This is a genomic window from Bacillus sp. FSL M7-0558, from assembly GCF_038003245.1.
Classification (GTDB): Bacteria; Bacillota; Bacilli; order Bacillales; family Bacillaceae; genus Bacillus; species Bacillus pumilus.
The window spans coordinates 755,876-770,394 of sequence record NZ_JBBOOU010000001.1 but is presented as its reverse complement, the minus strand read 5'-3'; the positions used below and the strand labels follow the sequence as shown (position 1 = coordinate 770,394).

Annotated in this window: 16 protein-coding genes; 6 read left to right on the top strand and 10 right to left on the bottom strand. The window is 42.5% G+C overall.

Annotation, left to right across the window (positions count from 1 at the left end; genetic code table 11):
• Nucleotides 1–8 precede the first annotated feature (8 nt).
• From MHB79_RS03670 to rfbF, 5 genes are read right to left on the bottom strand one after another with little or no spacing between them, the layout of a single operon-like run.
• Complete coding sequence (locus MHB79_RS03670) at nt 9–938, bottom strand: putative nucleotide-diphospho-sugar transferase (protein WP_335365536.1); 930 nt, start codon at nt 936–938, stop codon at nt 9–11.
• On the bottom strand, nt 939–2,129 hold the full coding sequence (locus tag MHB79_RS03665) for a glycosyltransferase family 2 protein (RefSeq protein WP_212046305.1): 1,191 nt from the start codon (nt 2,127–2,129) through the stop codon (nt 939–941).
• Complete coding sequence (locus MHB79_RS03660) at nt 2,126–3,037, bottom strand: putative nucleotide-diphospho-sugar transferase (RefSeq protein ID WP_253622860.1); 912 nt, start codon at nt 3,035–3,037, stop codon at nt 2,126–2,128. The genes MHB79_RS03665 and MHB79_RS03660 overlap by 4 nt, the downstream gene beginning before the upstream one ends.
• 12 nt (nt 3,038–3,049) lie before the next feature.
• Nucleotides 3,050–4,021 (bottom strand): GDP-mannose 4,6-dehydratase, encoded by a 972-nt coding sequence (locus tag MHB79_RS03655; RefSeq protein ID WP_041816148.1) that lies wholly within the window; start codon nt 4,019–4,021, stop codon nt 3,050–3,052.
• Nucleotides 4,022–4,025: 4 nt separating this feature from the next.
• Nucleotides 4,026–4,790, bottom strand: a complete 765-nt coding sequence (gene rfbF / locus MHB79_RS03650) for a glucose-1-phosphate cytidylyltransferase (protein ID WP_340989040.1) — start codon at nt 4,788–4,790, stop codon at nt 4,026–4,028.
• 356 nt (nt 4,791–5,146) lie between these two features.
• On the opposite strand from rfbF, the gene MHB79_RS03645 reads away from it, so the two are divergent.
• Both MHB79_RS03645 and MHB79_RS03640 read left to right on the top strand, forming a co-directional pair.
• A complete protein-coding gene (locus MHB79_RS03645; protein ID WP_003213883.1) occupies nt 5,147–5,296 on the top strand; it encodes a DUF1540 domain-containing protein in 150 nt (49 codons plus the stop codon).
• Between the two features lie 198 nt (nt 5,297–5,494).
• A complete protein-coding gene (locus tag MHB79_RS03640) occupies nt 5,495–6,574 on the top strand; it encodes a DUF3900 domain-containing protein (RefSeq protein WP_012009211.1) in 1,080 nt (359 codons plus the stop codon).
• A 64-nt stretch (nt 6,575–6,638) separates the two neighbouring features.
• Here MHB79_RS03640 and MHB79_RS03635 read toward each other — a convergent pair whose 3' ends face one another.
• Nucleotides 6,639–7,838, bottom strand: coding sequence for an MFS transporter (locus MHB79_RS03635; protein ID WP_268458195.1), 1,200 nt, complete (start codon nt 7,836–7,838; stop codon nt 6,639–6,641).
• Nucleotides 7,839–7,941: 103 nt separating this feature from the next.
• Here MHB79_RS03635 and MHB79_RS03630 point away from each other — a divergent pair, with 103 nt between their 5' ends.
• Nucleotides 7,942–8,850 (top strand): LysR family transcriptional regulator, encoded by a 909-nt coding sequence (locus tag MHB79_RS03630; RefSeq protein WP_106030039.1) that lies wholly within the window; start codon nt 7,942–7,944, stop codon nt 8,848–8,850.
• Between the two features lie 33 nt (nt 8,851–8,883).
• Here MHB79_RS03630 and MHB79_RS03625 read toward each other — a convergent pair whose 3' ends face one another.
• Nucleotides 8,884–9,363 carry an aminoacyl-tRNA deacylase gene (locus MHB79_RS03625; protein WP_050945755.1) on the bottom strand — a complete coding sequence of 160 codons (480 nt, stop codon included), beginning with the start codon at nt 9,361–9,363 and terminating at the stop codon, nt 8,884–8,886.
• A 148-nt stretch (nt 9,364–9,511) separates the two neighbouring features.
• On the opposite strand from MHB79_RS03625, the gene MHB79_RS03620 reads away from it, so the two are divergent.
• On the top strand, nt 9,512–10,711 hold the full coding sequence (locus tag MHB79_RS03620) for an MFS transporter (RefSeq protein WP_340989035.1): 1,200 nt from the start codon (nt 9,512–9,514) through the stop codon (nt 10,709–10,711).
• A 17-nt stretch (nt 10,712–10,728) separates the two neighbouring features.
• Here the strand turns inward: MHB79_RS03620 and MHB79_RS03615 are convergent, their stop codons facing one another.
• Nucleotides 10,729–11,460 carry a MurR/RpiR family transcriptional regulator gene (locus MHB79_RS03615; RefSeq protein ID WP_137055419.1) on the bottom strand — a complete coding sequence of 244 codons (732 nt, stop codon included), beginning with the start codon at nt 11,458–11,460 and terminating at the stop codon, nt 10,729–10,731.
• Nucleotides 11,461–11,659: 199 nt separating this feature from the next.
• Between MHB79_RS03615 and MHB79_RS03610 the strand changes: the two genes are divergently transcribed.
• Nucleotides 11,660–12,988, top strand: coding sequence for a 6-phospho-beta-glucosidase (locus MHB79_RS03610; protein ID WP_050945753.1), 1,329 nt, complete (start codon nt 11,660–11,662; stop codon nt 12,986–12,988).
• 34 nt (nt 12,989–13,022) lie between these two features.
• Here MHB79_RS03610 and MHB79_RS03605 read toward each other — a convergent pair whose 3' ends face one another.
• Nucleotides 13,023–13,271, bottom strand: coding sequence for a DUF3885 domain-containing protein (locus MHB79_RS03605; protein WP_233421748.1), 249 nt, complete (start codon nt 13,269–13,271; stop codon nt 13,023–13,025).
• A 113-nt stretch (nt 13,272–13,384) separates the two neighbouring features.
• Between MHB79_RS03605 and MHB79_RS03600 the strand changes: the two genes are divergently transcribed.
• Nucleotides 13,385–13,585 carry a hypothetical protein gene (locus MHB79_RS03600; RefSeq protein WP_137055420.1) on the top strand — a complete coding sequence of 67 codons (201 nt, stop codon included), beginning with the start codon at nt 13,385–13,387 and terminating at the stop codon, nt 13,583–13,585.
• Nucleotides 13,586–13,595: 10 nt separating this feature from the next.
• Here MHB79_RS03600 and MHB79_RS03595 read toward each other — a convergent pair whose 3' ends face one another.
• Nucleotides 13,596–14,510: an NAD(P)/FAD-dependent oxidoreductase gene (locus MHB79_RS03595; protein ID WP_340989033.1), complete on the bottom strand. Its 915-nt coding sequence runs from the start codon at nt 14,508–14,510 to the stop codon at nt 13,596–13,598.
• Nucleotides 14,511–14,519 lie beyond the last annotated feature (9 nt).

The window sequence follows — 14,519 nt, the reverse complement described above, 5'->3', positions numbered from 1 at the left end:
CGGTTTTTTCATATCTCATAAAAATGCGTATCAGGTACATGCTTCTTTGCAATAAACCCTTGCTGGAATTCCGGAAAGACCTTTTGCACCTGTTTGATTTTTTGACGAACCAAATCGGCATATGGAATATATAAATGATCCACAAGCTTTTGTTCTGTCATATAGTAATACCAATTCAGATTAAAGGTATTCTCATCAATGATCGTAAAGGCAGAAAAATGATAGAACAAGAGTGGACATTCGTCGAGATACATTTCCCCTTTCACAACTGAAAGCTTGTAGTTTTCAATATTCCAAATCGCGGCATTGGCTCCTTTAGATGTCACCACATGGACCCCTTCAAAATCATCGATCCATCTTTCAACATACCGCTGATCTCCATACGTCTTATTTTTTGTATCCATTTCGACTGTACAGTGTGCAAGACAGTTTTCCTTCCATTGTGTGACCGCCCGTTTGGCAACGTCTGTGTTGCGGCAGCCGACAAATCCAGTATTGAAGCGGCCAGATAACTCATAAAAGTGATAGAACCGCTTGGAATTCATATGATCCGTCAAAAATAAATGAGCGAGTGGATTCTCTGCAAATATCGCCTCTGGATCATGATAAAAATACAAATCCGTATCCAAATGGGCGAGATAATCCGCTTCTGAGGACTCAAGGATTTTGAGCAAAAAAACGGGCTTTAACGTCCAGCAATACTCATGGAACGTCCGATCATCCTTTGCCTTTCGCAGCGTCTCATCTTCAATATCTTCAAGCTGTTCATATTGAACGTGCGGATGAGGAAATTCACTTAACACCTTGTAAGCCAAAGGGTCTGCACATAGAACAGACAACTTGAATGAATGAGCGGTTTGTTCAAGCGAATGAATCAGCGCCAAAAGCTTAAAAACATGGGTATTCGACACAATGGTTGTAAAATGATAAGACGCCATCTACAACACATCCACTTGAAACAAATCAACGCGTAATAACTCTTTTGTCAGCCCTTGAATGGCTTCTACAAGCACTGTGCAGCCATATTCCTGCCGCGCAAGCTGCGCTGCCTCGGACAGTTTTTTCAAAGGGACATGTCTAGCGGTCAGCTGATCTTTTTTATCCCGTTTGACGCCTACGTTCCGCTCCGTGATCAAATGAAGCAGCTCTAAAAAATAAGAGAGCAGACCATCGAATACCGGATTTTCACGCAGCTGCCGAACCTCTTTCACAATGTCATTTGTGACGGTGTGAGAAAATGGACCAGAGAAAGCCAAATGGACATCAATGGCATCAATATTGTTGTACTTCTCGCACATATACAAAATGTTATATTTGATGTCATCAAATGACGTTAAATTACTTGGATGCTCCTGATGCACGCTCATGATATCCTCTCGCAATTCAAAGGAGAGACCAAGCTGATGCAGACGAATTCCTAAATCATAATCCTCAAACCCATACCGAACGATCTGTTCATCAAACATCCCGAGCGCGATGACATGCTTGCGTTTGACAGAGGAGTTATTCGTAATAAAAAATCGCCACGGCAGCTCATAAGAGCCTAAATCATAGTTGTACGTGCGCAAAATGTCTTTGAGGATATCAATAAACTCAGACTGCAAATCGAAGCTTTTCTCTAGAAATGCACCATTTTCAACTTCCTTCATTGATAAAAGAGGCGTTTTATCATTCATTTTCCGCTTATACAGGCCTTGCTTTTTCAACCGATTGATATGATCCTGATCAAATGCTTCGTAAAAATAACGATAAATCCGCTTCCAGCATACACCACAAATGACAAGGTCCTCATGATCAGCATGTGCCTCCGCATGCTTTTGAATAAATTGCGGCTCTGCCAGCATATCGCTGTCATGGAATATCAGCAGGTCTCCCTCCGCCTCGCGAATGGCATGATTGCGCCCCTTGGCTATCCCTTGATTGACAGGAATACGCACCTTTTTAAACGGGAAATTCACCTCAATGTTCTCAAGCATTTCCATCGTGCCGTCCGTTGACCCATTATCGGCGACAATGACCTCAAACGGAATATTCGTATCCTGAAGCGTTAAAGAAAAAAGACTCCCTTCTAAACGCTCCTTGGCATTATAGCTCGGAATAATGACGCTTACCTTTGGCTTCTCATTCATGCGTCATCCTCCTCCAATTTGGCATAGCCGTTAAACAGCGGATCGACCTGCTCAACAGATTCAATTACATGGCGCAGCACGTTTCGATAGGCTTCTTGGAAAAACGGCAGATCATCTCTCCCCTTTTCATGAATTTGCTGCATCTCATCCTTGCTCACGATGCGAAAGCCGCTGAAATGATAGCAAATGAGCGGATGTCCATCCTCCAGCAAAATCCGTCCATTCTCTTCCCGATAAGAATGCTGCCCATAGTTCCAATGACCAATATTCACGCCTTTTGTTTGAATATCCTCCACTTTTTCAAACAGCTTCGGCATATGATCGAGATATCCTTGATCTCCAAACTTGCCTTCTCCCGGTGCATTTTTGCATTCCTTCAAGCATTCTTCCTTCCACCAGCTGAGGCATTTTCGTCCGGCTTTATCTCCTTTAAAATGCAGGAAGCCAGAGTTATAGCGACCTAAAAGCTTCTGAAGCATTTTCACTTCCTCAGGATCGAAGCTCGGAATCACAATATCCCCTCTCGAAAGTAAAACAGAGGCATCCGGCTGATGTTGAAAAATCACTTGCGGGCTCTCATAAAAAAATAAATCCGCATCAAGATAGGTTACTCCTTCTGCCTGCTCCTGTTCAAATAACCACTCAATCCACATCGGTTTTAATGTCCAGCAATATTCCGAGGCATCCCGTTCCTCTTTTTTCTCCAGCAGCTCCGGCGTTTCGAGCTCCCGTACATGAACAAGATCAACATGAGGAAAATTCATTTTTTGAAGCAGATCAAATGCAGCATCATCCATACATAACGTCTTGATGACAGCATCATCTTCTACTTGCTTCAATGACAAGAAAAACGCAATGGCTTGATAAAGTCTTCCACTTGATAGAACCGTACAATATATGCTGTTCATCTACTTACACCTCTATTTTTGAAAGAATTCGCGGTACCATTCAATCGTCTTCTCTAAACCTTCATCAATCGAGTAGTCTGGCTTCCAATCAAGCAGCTTTCTCGCCTTTTCTGCCGACAAATATTGATGCTTTATCTCATGCGTTCCTTGGTTTAAAATACGAGGCTTCAGTTCACTGCCCATTGCCTTTAAAATCTTATCCACGAGCTCAAGAACCGTCAGCTGAATTTCATTACTAAAGTTAAAGGCTTCTCCAGCGAGCCCTTTTTCCTCCATCTTCTCAGCTAGCAACAAATAAGCCTTAACCGCATCTTCAATGTAGAAATAATCACGAATAAATGTCCCGTCACTTCTAATTTCCGGCGCTTCTCCTTCTAGCACAAGCTGGATGGTTTGCGGAATGATTCTGTTGAAATTTAAATCCCCGCCCCCGTATAAATTGCCGCAGCGCGTAATACAAACTGGAAGACCATATGTGTTGTAATACGTGTGAGAAATTAAATCTGCACAGCTCTTTGATACATCATACGGATGTTTCCCATTTAGCGGCATGTCTTCATCGTATGGAAGCTGCTCCTGATCGCCGTATGCTTTGTCACTTGATGCCACGATGACTCGTTTGATCAGCGGCTGTCTTCTGCAAGCCTCGAGTACATTCCATGTCCCTAAAATATTGGCTTCAAATGTAGAAACAGGGTGTCTATTTGCGACCCCAACAATGGCCTGCGCCGCCAAATGGAAGACAGTATCAATTTCGTATTCTCCTAACGCACGTTCAATCGTTTGCATATCCTCCAATGCACCTTGCACCACATTCATCTTTTCAAATTGACTGCCTTGATATAAATTCGACCTTGGCACCTGATCACGCACAAGTCCCGTCACGTTTGCCCCTTGATCAATCAATTCCTTGACGAGATAGCTTCCCAATAGTCCTGTACATCCAGTCACAAATACGTTTTTCCCATTCCAAAATCCGCTCATGCCGTCACCAAACCTTCCATGGTTGTTTTCCATTTGTCCACATGCCATTGATTTCCTTCAGGTTCTTAAACGTATCGATCGCTGTCCAAAATCCGTGGTGCTCATAAACCGCAAGCTCTCCATCATTCGCCAGATTTTGAAGAGGCTCCGCTTCAAACACGCATTGATCATCGTCTGTCAAATAGTCAAATACCTTTGGAGACAACACAAAAAATCCTCCATTGATCATCCCGATACTGTCTGTCTTCTCAGAGAAGGATTGTGCCATCCCGTTATATACCTTCAACGTCCCGTACTGTGACTTCTTTTCAATTCCTGTGACAGTCGCAGCTGCCCCAAGATCCTGATGACGCTTCAGCAGATGAAACATATTGACATTGGCAAGTCCATCACCATACGTCATCATGAATGTCTCATCCCCAATGTAGTCCTGTGCCTGCATTAACCGTCCGCCTGTCATCGTATTCTCGCCTGTATCTAAAAAGGTGATTTTCCAGTTCTCTGACTTTCCTAAAAGCTTCATCTCCCCTGTCGCCATATCCAGCTTCATGCTGTGATGCCGCCAGTCGTAGTTCAGGAAATACTCTTTGATCTTCTCTCCTTTATATCCAAGCAATAAGATAAACTCATCTACTCCGTAATACTGATAGATTTTCATAATATGCCATAGAATAGGCCGATCTCCGATCATAGCAAGTGGTTTAGGAAGCGCTTGTGTGACCTCACTCATTCTCGTTCCCTTTCCTCCGCAGAGAATGACTGCTTTCATCTTCTCCCCTCATCTCTCTATGAAAAATTTTTGATTGAAAACCTTATCTTTATGCGGAAAATCAGTACATGTACCCTCATACTTTGTCCGACATCAGGTTTTGAATCTACTCTATTCATATGTCGAAATGAGAGAGGGTGCCACCTAGCATTTAACTATTTTTACAAATAAAAAAAGAGCGAGATTTGCATTCTCGCTCTTTCAAAGTTTAAATTGTATATTATCAGGGTAGATGGTATGATAAACATGTGCATCAACAGCACAAACAGCCTCTTTTTATCAAGAGACTACTAGATGGAATGAATTCAAGTGGCAGCTTGCTTCATTCTCAATATGAATCACGGAGGTGAATTCCCATGGCACAAAACGTACTTTGTGAAGTGAACTCTTGCCGTTTTTGGGCTGATAACAGCTGTACGGCTTCTACCATTAAAATTGGTAAAAACACAATGACTGATGTGACTCGCAATGCTGAAACTGATTGCGAAACGTTTGAAACAAAATAAGAGGTTTTTCTGAGATGAAGGAACTGGCAGGTTCCTTCTTTTCTTTTATCATTCTATCAAGAATGATAATTATTATCAAGTGTTTTTCACTAAACATTTCTCGGGAAATAATGACACGATATTTCTCCATTCGTTGACGATTTTCACTCCTTTTTCTATACTCAACATATCCGAAGAAGAAAAAGTGGTGACCAATCAATGGATTTTACGATACGTTTTCTATCATTCTTTGTCGTAGAAATCGAAGGCAAAGATGAACAAGCAAATAAACGGTTCAAGCATTATCAAACATTAGATCAAGAGGAATTTGAACAAAGTGAGCTGAAGGACTTTTTAGATGGTGAGCTAAAAAAAATCGTCAAACGAAAAGTGGACAGACACCCTAAATCTGAACAAGTACCAACCAAAATTGGCCGGTTCATTGTCGAACCCGGTCATGAACTCGATTCAAATCCAAACTACAATTTATTTCATCAGACGAGATTTGCCGATACAAAAGAAGTATTTAATGAATGCAGTGAACAGTTTGTTCGCACGTATTTAGATACAAGTGCTGTCAGAGGCGGCGTTTTTTTAGTTGCGTCTGCCGTTCCTAAAAAGTACTTCGATGACTCCTTTGTCTTTATTATGAAATGCGATTTTGAACAGAAAGTTGCTTCTATCGCTGATACATCTACCTTGATCAAAAAAGTAGAAATGGCGATTACAACAAAAAACATGAAATCAATTCAATACCCTTTTATGCCAGAAGAGGGCATGACAGAGGAAGCTGAAGTGAAAATTCACCAATCCTCACATGCTCGTTATTTTGAGGACTTTCTGAAATTCGTCGAATACGGAGAATCTATGCCTGAAATCATGAAATCACAGGTCATGAACATGGTGCAGGAACAAGTATTTGAAACATTACAGGATGAAAGTGAAGAATTAAAGCAGTTCGAAGAGGATCTTGAAATATGGGAAGCGAGTGAAAAACGAGAAATTAGAGAAACACTCGATACAGAACAGGTCACACTAGCAGCTTCTCACATTGTGGAACAAACCCCTGATATCACAATGAAAATGCGTCTAGGTGAAACAGAAATCAAAGGGCTTCTAGCGGACTTTGGCCACTCGATCCATATTGCGAAGGTCAACAATCGATATGTCGTGCTCGTCGAAGCAGACCAAATTGTCTTCGAAAAAGGAAGCACACCTGTTGAATTCCATAAACCAAATGGATTAAAAGAGGTTGTCAGCCAGCTCACGCAAAAAGCCTACGATTCAGACTTAGAATAAGAGAATATGACTGCCTCCTGCGATCAGCTGCATGAGGCAGTTTTTTTATATAACGCTTTATTTTTTACACTGCACTAGAAGAAACATGCTGCCCGCCTCTTACCCACATGCTGACAAGCATTAAGCTTATGATGAGCATCAACCAAAAGACGCTGTTTGTTCCGAAAAACTGAATCAACGTATACCCGCACAAAGGCCCTAAAGCAGCCCCCATATCTTGAACAAAAGAATAGCTGGCGAGAAAGCGGTTCTTATCTGTTTGAGCAGAGGCTTTTTGAAAGGCAAGTGTATCGGTGAACGTTGTGACAATCGATGCCAGCAGCTGAATCAAAAGCAGCATCAATAGGAACCAGCCGCTTACCTTCAGCATGACCCCAAGAAAACTGAGCCCTCCAAATGAAAGAAACATCCAGCATAGCATTCGTTCCTTCATTACAAGCCGATCAAACCATTTGCCCGTTCTCGGTGCTACAAATGGTTCCCATCCCCACCTAATTGCTTGAATCACACCGCTTAAAGCCGAAGCTCCGATGACAAAGCCAAACAGAGTCAATTGATCCTGGTCAATCTTTGCTTCAATGACATGACTCAGCGTGGATGCGAATAAACCTTGAATGATCAGTGCGATCAGCATGCCTGTTATCAGTACTTTTACAACATCTCGTGTAAACCACTTTTGTTTGATGCCATGATACACCTGCGTGCCTTCTCTCTTTTCAATTTCATCCAACGATACATAAAAAATGCATCCCATCAATGTAAGTAAACCAAAGACTAGCGTCATGGACTGGAAGCCGATCAAGCTAGCAAAGATTCCGCCAAATAACATGCCAAATAAACTGCCAAGCCGGTAAAGCCCATTATAAAGCCCCGTCAAATGTCCTTGTGAGCCTTCGTCCATTTCAGCCAAAACCCTCATCCCGCTCATTCGGAGTAATGTCCAAGCGAGACCCCATGCGCAGCGGCAGATAAGCAGCAGCCAAAAGCCGCTCATCCCATATAATATCGTGGTCACTGACGCGATCAAAATCGCGATCAATACACCCGTCTTCATTGGGATATAGCGATAGAGCCACCATACGACAGGTGCTAGCGGGATACGAATGAATCGGTTGATGGACAGCAGTAACCCGACCTCCCAAATGGATGATAAACCAATCTCTTTCCAATAGACCGGGAGAACAATATAGAGCATTGAATCCCCAATAAGTGCAAATGCTGTGATGAGCGATATTGACACAACTTGCTTTTGACGACGATCCATTTTTTCTTCCCCCTTCGCTACCTTTACGATAAGGGATGCCTTATAATAAATCTAATGAATGTTTTTGATTGTTTTATCAAAATAATTGATAGGTGGTGCGAAGTTGAATTTACATGCCCTTCGGATTTTTGCAAAGGTCGCAGAGACAAAAAGCGTCACACAAACTGCCGACGCACTATCTTTGACACAGCCAGCTGTGACGGCTCAGCTTAGAAGCATTGAACGAGAGATCGGGTTTCGCCTTTTTAAACGAAACGGTCGGGGCATTGCGCTCACAGAAATGGGAAAGATGCTGTATCCTTATGCCCGGCAAGTGTTTGAGGCTGAAAAGGAAGTAGAATATCAGATCACGCTATTACAAAACGGGAAGAAGGGGCGCCTCCGCATCGGTTCTACCTATGTACCACTCAACTTTTTACTGCCTGATTGGCTGGCTGCTTTTAAAACGTCATCACCACAGACAGAAATCGAATTAAAAAGCGGAAATTCCGCTCAAGTGATAGAGAGCCTGCTTCAATATGAATCAGATGTCGCCATCGCTGTAATTGAAGATTTGCATCATGAGGAGATCGTTACCTCTCATTTGACGAATTTAAGCTATGATTTTATTGTGCCAGCAGACCATCTGTTGAACGGAAAAACCGTTCCGCTAGAGCACCTGAGTCAGGAGCCCTTTTTAATGCGTGAAGAAGGCAGCTCCACTAGAGATAAGCTCTTTTCCCTGTTCACCTCGAAAGGAATTAAAAAACCGACTGTTGATTTACAATTCAGCGGTGTTCATGAAGCGATTCAAATGATTAAAGCTGGCTATGGGATCACACTTGTTCCCCGTGATGCGGTTCAAGGCAGTCTCAAGCGGAAAGAGATTGGGCGTGTATATATCGAAGGCATAGAAATCGTCAGACCTGTTGTGATCTGCAAACGGGCGAATGATCTTGAAGAGAATAGAACCGTGGATGCCTTCCTGCAAATGAAAGATATCGGTCCATTTAAGGAGCCTACTGCAAATTAAAAAAGTGCCTGCATGAGAAACAGGCACTTTTTTCTATTCTGCTGGCTGCACGATGTCATACGGTACAGCCTTTGAGGCTTTCACTAATTGTTCTGGTGTGATCAGTATTTCATTTCCCCATTCACCTGCTCCAACGCCTAATATTTCCTCCTCTAATAGCGAAGCTTCGATGATGGTGCGGAAGCCTTCTGGCTGCCAGCAAAACGGCGGTATTGAGCCAATTCGGTAGCCTGTCACTTCCAGAACCTTCTCTGGTGATGCCATTTTAATATTACGAGAGCCGGCCGCTTTCTTTAGTTTCCCTGACTTAATATGCTGGTCTGCGCCAACCATCACAAGCAGTTGCTCCCCTTCCCCTGTTTCAAAAATCAATGTTTTGATCATTTGTCTTTCGCGAAAACCAAGGGCTGCTGCTACATTTGCGGCTCCCTTCTCTGTTTCGGAAGAAAATGTTTTGATTTCATATGGGATACCGTGTTTGTCCAAAAAGTCATGTGCTGGTAATGTTTTCATTGATTGAACCCCTTTCCTTACGATGTGTTTAATTTAGCTTATCACAATCCTCTCATACTTAAGATGTATTTTTGAATGAAAATCCTCTAGGTACTTCATCACCATGGTATACTGAACTTGTTTTTGGAAAAGAAGGAGTCGATTGGATATGGGAAATAAGTTTTGGTGTTATACAGGCAGTAAAAGCCTTCTCATGCTAAGTGATATTCTATTTTTGATGACGATTACGTTAGTTATTTATCAAGATACACAATCTGTTGCCTATGCTGCTGTATTTCCGCTCATAAGAACGCTATGTCAGCTATTGGCTGGGCTCATCTCTCCTGTTTTGACCGCTCACTTTCACGCCGATCGTCTATTGAAATGGGTCCCTCTTTTACGGATTGGGATGCTCGTCGTGTTCACGACACAATTTCATTTCTTTCAGCAGCATCTGATCTGGCTATTTAGTGCGTTCATTTTAATTTCCATCACTGGCGGGTTCATTAGTCCTTTATTACAGTCCATCATGCCGATGCTTGTACCAGCAAATCAGCTTGTGAAAGCGAACAGTACAGCCTCCATTTTTCATCAATCTGTTCAAATTGCCGGCTATTCGTTCACTGGAATGCTTGTCCTATTGATTGGGCCATTTTATTTAATGTGGGCCTCTTGTTTCATGATTGCGTTGTCTTATCTATTTATCATCCCTGTTTTTTCTCTACTCAAGCAAGAAGACACGGTTCAAAAAGCAAATACGAAGAACAGGTTCAAGGATGGCTGGACGATCATTTGGACAAACAAAACGGTTCGCACCCTGACCTTCATGGATGTTTCTGAAAATATTGCAGGTGCTTTGTGGGTCGGACCGGTTACGCTTGCCTTTGTCACACTTGTTTTAAAGGAAGGTGGAGAATGGTGGGGATTTATCAATGCTGCTTATTATATAGGTGCCATTATAGGCGGGATCTTGGCTACATGGTTGAGCCGATTTATTCAAAAAAAGCTTCTCCTCTTTATGGCAGCAGGCTCTTTTATTTATGCAGTGCTGACCATTCTATTTGCGCTGAACAGCCTCCCGTGGCTTGCGTTGCTGCTTTGTATTTTGATGGGGCCTGCCTATCAAATTCGGGATGTTTCACAGCAAACCATTCTTCAAACGGAAACACCAGTCCATGATTTATCAAAAGTGTATTCGGCTCAATACGTCCTCTCTTCTATATCTGTCAGTTTATCTATTTTCTTTGTTGGATTGATTGCGGATACATTCGGAACGAGATTTGTGTATTTGCTAGGCGGTCTATTTGTGCTTGTCTGTTCCGGTATTGCCATCCTCGCTTTTATAAAGCAGAAAAAAGAGAGCGGCTGATTCATGCAGCGGCTCTTTTACTTTTCCTTTAACATCGCGAACATATCACGTGCCATCGCTTCTAAAATATACACAACGGGCGTCTGTGTCGTAATATTAGCTCTGTGAACCCGTTCGTCTGTCACGTAATAAGCAATATTTAAATCAGAAATGCGCGAAACCGTACAGTGCTGATTGTTGGTAATGCTAATGATTTTGCTTCCTTCTCTTTTTAACTTCGAAATATGATCAATCGTAATACTGTTCTCCCCTGATACAGACAGCACAATGGTGACACTATTGTCTAAATACTGCATATTCATCGGGAAAAACGGATCATTGATGTAAAATGAAAATTTCTCAAGACTTGAAAAGTACCTTGCCCCATACTGCGCCAAAATACCAGAGCTGCCAGTGCCAATAAACAGCACATTTTTTGCATCGGCAATGAGTCTTGCTGCCTCTTTAATTTTCCCCTCAAAGTCCCCTTTTAGTGTTCGTTCAATAAATTCATACAGAAAGTGCTGGGTGCTTTTTAAAGTAGGTGTCTGCTCTGCTTCTAAATACATTTTAAGCTTCACTTTAAACTCTGAAAAGCCTTCACAATTTACTTTTCGGCAAAAGCGAAGGACAGACGAGGTGGATATATGGGCAGCATCTGCTAAGTCCCGAATTCTCATATACACGACCTTTTCACTGTTTTCCATGATGTATCGGTATAAAGCGCTTTCTAGTTCATTAAAGCTGGAAATAACCTCACTTGAAAACATCTGACTTCCCCTTTCTCCAACAGCATGTCACAATGTGTTTCTTTTATGTAACAAATCTCTAAATAGGGCACCCTTGCCTAAAGACGCTGAAGTCATTTACGCACGAGATGCTCTCACGATAAGCTATAGATGTACAAACAAAAGAATTGGCTTTTCTCTATTATAACATTGCGCGTTACATTATTCGGAGGTGCAGAACATGGCAAAAGGATTAAAGGTTGTCACAATTGGCGGAGGATCAAGCTATACACCAGAGCTTGTAGAAGGATTTATTAAACGGTACGATGAATTCCCGATTAGCGAGCTTTGGCTTGTCGATATTGAAGCGGGAAAAGAAAAGCTTGAAATCGTCGGAGATCTTGCAAAACGAATGGTGAAAAAGGCAGGACTTCCAATCGAGGTTCATTTAACATTAGATCGCCGGAAAGCGCTTGCGGACGCTGATTTCGTCACAACACAATTCCGTGTCGGACTTCTCGAAGCACGTATGAAGGATGAACGCATTCCTTTAAAATATGATGTCATTGGTCAAGAAACGAATGGTCCAGGAGGTCTATTCAAAGGGCTTCGCACCATTCCAGTCATTCTTGATATTGTGAAAGATATTGAAGAACTGTGCCCAAACGCATGGCTTGTGAACTTCACAAATCCAGCGGGTATGGTTACAGAAGCCGTACTTCGCTATTCAAACCATCGCAAAGTCGTTGGACTATGCAACGTGCCAATCGGCATTCGCATGGGAATTGCCAAAGGGCTTGATGTCGACGCAAGCAGAGTCGAGGTCAGCTTTGCTGGATTGAACCATATGGTCTTTGGACTCAATGTATTCTTAGATGGCAAAAGTATCATGGATCAAGTCATCGAAGACATGGCAGATCCAAACTCCACGATGTCGATGAACAACATTCATGCCATTCCGTGGGATGCTGATTTCTTAAAAGGGCTTGGCGTGATTCCATGTCCATATCACCGCTACTACTACAAAACAAGTGATATGCTGGCTGAAGAAAAGAAAGCAGCAGAGAATGAGGGCACTCGTGCAGAAGTCGTTCGTGCACTAGAAAATGACCTGTTCGAGCTGTACAAAGACCCTGATCTTGATATCAAGCCGCCACAGCTTGAAAAACGAGGCGGTGCCTACTACAGTGATGCAGCTTGTAACTTGATTGCATCCATTTATAACGACAAGCACGACATTCAGCCTGTCAACACCATCAACAATGGTGCCATCAGTGACATTCCAAATGATTCTGCTGTTGAACTGAACTGTGTCATCACAAAAGACGGCCCTAAACCAATCGCTGTTGGTGAAATGCCAGTCGCAGTCAAAGGACTTATTTCTCAAATTAAATCCTTTGAACGTGTTGCCGCTGAAGCAGCCGTGACAGGCGATTACAACACAGCACTTGTCGCAATGACAATCAACCCGCTCGTCCCATCAGATGCCATTGCAAAAAGCATCCTAGATGAAATGCTAGAAGCACACAAAGAATATTTACCACAGTTCTTCAATAAAGTAGAAGCATAAAACAGAACCGCACTTGTCGACAAGTGCGGTTTTCTTATTTCTCTGTAAACAACTGATCCATCTGAGAGCGGTCATAGTCTAATAGCCAGTGCTGTAGATCAAAAGCATATCTGACAATTTTCAAAGCACGATCCCCTGCTTTTTCTAATACAACTGATTCTTCTCCTAATGACCAATCTGCCACTTCAAAGCGAAGCCCAAAAGGCCACCCATAAAAAAGAGGCGGCGTGAGGACAAGATCAGGAAAATGACTTTTTAAAAAACTATCGGTTTGATCGCTCATGTCATATCCTTCCATTGGTTTTATTTCTTATTTTACCGTTGAAACTGATGGAAACATAATTGGAAATAAACTGTCATTTCTTATATGATAGAAAGAGATGGAGGTGTGACCAATTGAAAAAATGGTTTTTACAGGTGTTCCTCACAGCATTGATCACCATGTGGATACAGGCTGGACTTGATCAGGCGAACATCATTCATATCACCAATGTATGGGTCGATGTCAGCAGCTGGATTCTGATCTTCTTTGTCATCTACGCACTTTTTGAATGGACAGCTCACGTCTTAGCAAAAAGGAAAACCGTTCATCGCTAAACATCTCTTTTCATAGAGATGTTTTTTGTTGAAATTCTTCCTGCACAAGTTCATGGATAACGCCCATTCCTGCCTGGCTTCCAGCTGCTGCTGCAAGGACAAGCTGAGCAGGGCCGCCTAAATTGTCACCGCATGCAAAGACACCGCTGACTGTTGTACGACCAAGAATATCTGTTTCGATACCGCCATTTTTCGTCATTTGACAGCCTAGTGTTTCAGCAAATGGAGCTGACTGCTTGAATTCACTTGCGACAAATCCGCCTTCTCTATTCACCGTTCCCCCATTCGCAAGGTGAATAGAGTGCATTTGCCCATTCTCATGATGAATGGACATAATCGGTACATCAATGACTTGGATAGAATGTGCTGATAGCAATGCCTTCTCCTCTTCAGCAAACACTTGCTGCCCATTCGTAAACACAATCAAATCCTTTGTCCAATTGGAAAGAAGTTTAGCCATATGCAAGGCGCGTGGATTCTCAGCAATGAGAGCAAGCGGCTTATCCTTTAGCTCCCAGCCATCGCAGAAAGGACAGCTAAACAACGTCTTTCCATACACTTCATGCATCCCCTTGATCTCTGGCAGTATATCCTTTAGTCCTGTTGCCAATATGATTTTCTTCGCTTCGAATCTTTCTCCCTCTTGTGTCAGTAAGGCAAAGTTGTCCTCATTGTTTTGTACCTCAACAATTTTACTTCGTTTGATTTGGATATTGGGGTAGTTTTGAAGATCTGCTTCACCCGCTTTTCTGATCTCAAACGGTGTCATTCCATCGTTTGTAATAAATCCATGTGATTCCTGAGTCACTCGATTTCTTGGCATCTCGTCATCGAATACAATGACCTGTTTTCTGCCTCGCCCCACAACAAGTGCTGCACTTAATCCGGCTGGCCCGCCTCCAATAATGGCACAATCTAATAACATGTCAATCTC

Excerpts from the sequence above, each read along its gene's own strand:
- MHB79_RS03655 (WP_041816148.1), bottom strand. The coding sequence starts at position 4,021 with ATGAGCGGATTTTGGAATGGGAAAAACGTATTTGTGACTGGATGTACA.
- MHB79_RS03660 (WP_253622860.1), bottom strand. The coding sequence starts at position 3,037 with ATGAACAGCATATATTGTACGGTTCTATCAAGTGGAAGACTTTATCAA.
- MHB79_RS03670 (WP_335365536.1), bottom strand. The coding sequence starts at position 938 with ATGGCGTCTTATCATTTTACAACCATTGTGTCGAATACCCATGTTTTT.
- MHB79_RS03665 (WP_212046305.1), bottom strand. The coding sequence starts at position 2,129 with ATGAATGAGAAGCCAAAGGTAAGCGTCATTATTCCGAGCTATAATGCC.
- MHB79_RS03635 (WP_268458195.1), bottom strand. The coding sequence starts at position 7,838 with ATGGATCGTCGTCAAAAGCAAGTTGTGTCAATATCGCTCATCACAGCA.
- MHB79_RS03615 (WP_137055419.1), bottom strand. The coding sequence starts at position 11,460 with ATGTTTTCAAGTGAGGTTATTTCCAGCTTTAATGAACTAGAAAGCGCT.
- MHB79_RS03595 (WP_340989033.1), bottom strand. The coding sequence starts at position 14,510 with ATGTTATTAGATTGTGCCATTATTGGAGGCGGGCCAGCCGGATTAAGT.
- rfbF (WP_340989040.1), bottom strand. The coding sequence starts at position 4,790 with ATGAAAGCAGTCATTCTCTGCGGAGGAAAGGGAACGAGAATGAGTGAG.
- MHB79_RS03640 (WP_012009211.1), top strand. The coding sequence starts at position 5,495 with ATGGATTTTACGATACGTTTTCTATCATTCTTTGTCGTAGAAATCGAA.
- MHB79_RS03620 (WP_340989035.1), top strand. The coding sequence starts at position 9,512 with ATGGGAAATAAGTTTTGGTGTTATACAGGCAGTAAAAGCCTTCTCATG.
- MHB79_RS03605 (WP_233421748.1), bottom strand. The coding sequence starts at position 13,271 with ATGAGCGATCAAACCGATAGTTTTTTAAAAAGTCATTTTCCTGATCTT.
- MHB79_RS03610 (WP_050945753.1), top strand. The coding sequence starts at position 11,660 with ATGGCAAAAGGATTAAAGGTTGTCACAATTGGCGGAGGATCAAGCTAT.
- MHB79_RS03645 (WP_003213883.1), top strand. The coding sequence starts at position 5,147 with ATGGCACAAAACGTACTTTGTGAAGTGAACTCTTGCCGTTTTTGGGCT.
- MHB79_RS03625 (WP_050945755.1), bottom strand. The coding sequence starts at position 9,363 with ATGAAAACATTACCAGCACATGACTTTTTGGACAAACACGGTATCCCA.